This window comes from Mesorhizobium sp. M7D.F.Ca.US.004.01.2.1 (assembly GCF_003997785.1).
GTDB classification, from domain to species: Bacteria; Pseudomonadota; Alphaproteobacteria; order Rhizobiales; family Rhizobiaceae; genus Mesorhizobium; species Mesorhizobium loti.
The window spans coordinates 1-1,199 of the sequence record NZ_RZRQ01000664.1; the positions used below are offsets into that span (position 1 = coordinate 1).

Annotated in this window: 2 protein-coding genes; both read right to left on the minus strand. The window is 67.5% G+C overall.

Annotation, left to right across the window (positions count from 1 at the left end; all coding sequences use genetic code 11):
- The coding region (locus EN993_RS36000) for an ATP-binding cassette domain-containing protein (protein WP_127266257.1) at positions 1-263 on the minus strand (263 nt) is incomplete at its 3' end.
- 4 nt (positions 264-267) lie between these two features.
- Positions 268-1,199 (minus strand): efflux RND transporter periplasmic adaptor subunit (locus tag EN993_RS36005; protein ID WP_127266258.1); only part of this gene is annotated, 932 nt, incomplete at its 5' end.

Genomic DNA, 1,199 nt, shown 5'->3' on the forward strand with positions numbered 1-1,199 from the left:
TTGCGCAGCATGGCGCGGCGGTTGCGGTCGAGCCGGCCGGCGTCGATGCCCATGAAGGAATAGGTTCCGGCCGTCGGCGTGTCGAGGCAGCCGATGATGTTCATCGCCGTCGACTTGCCGGAGCCGGACGGCCCCATGATGGCGACGAATTCGCCACGCCGGATGGCAAGGTCGACGCCGGCCAGCGCATGCACCTTGGCCTCGCCCTGGCCGTAGCTCTTCCAGACCTTGTCGAAGGTGATGAGGGTCGCGCCCGCAGCCACGGCATCAGCTCCGCTGCTGCGACGCGGTGATGATTTGTGCGCCTTCTTCCACGCCCGAAAGGACCTCGGTCAGTTCGCCGTCGGTTGAGCCGATCTTGACGTTGACCGGGTGCGGACGGCCGTTCTCCAGCACATAGAGGGTGCGCGAGCCATCGGTGGGCACTGTGGCGGCCTGGCGCTGGCGGTTGCCGCCGGGGCGACCCATGCGGCCGGTGAACAGGTCGCTCAGGCTCCAGCCGCGTGCGGCCTGCTGCGCCGGGCGATAGCGGAAGGCGGTGGCCGGCACGGTGAGCACGCCCTTGGCCTGTTTGGTGACGACCGAAACGGTGGCGGTCATGCCGGGCCGCAGCAACAGCTCGTTGTTGTCGACCTCAAGCCGCGCATTGTAGGTGACGACGCCGTCGGTGGTGACCGAGGCATAGGAGATGTCGCGGATCTCGGCATCGAACGGCCGCTCGGGGAAGGCATCCACCGTGAAGCGGGCATGCTGGCCGGACTTGACGGCGCCGATGTCGGCCTCATCGACCGCTGCCACCAGTTCCATGTTCCTGAGATCGGCGGCAATGATGAACAGCACCGGCGCCTGCAGGGAAGAGGCGACCGTCTGGCCGGGATCGACCGAGCGCGTCAGCACGATGCCGTCGATCGGCGCATAGATGGTGCTGTTGGCAAGGTCGGTCTGCTGCGATTTCAGATCGGCATTGGCGATGGCGAGATTGGCCTCAGCACTGTCGAGCGCCGCCTTGGAGCGGTCGCGCGTCGCGGTCGCCGCCTCGAGCGACTGGTCGGTCGCCATGCCGCGCTTGGTCAGTGCCGCCGCGCGCACAAGCGCCTTTTCGTTCTCGGTCAGCGTCACCGTGGCGTCCTCGACATTGGCGGCCGCGCCCTTGGCGGAGGCCTCCGCTCGTTCGATCTGGACCTGCAGCTTGGTGGTGT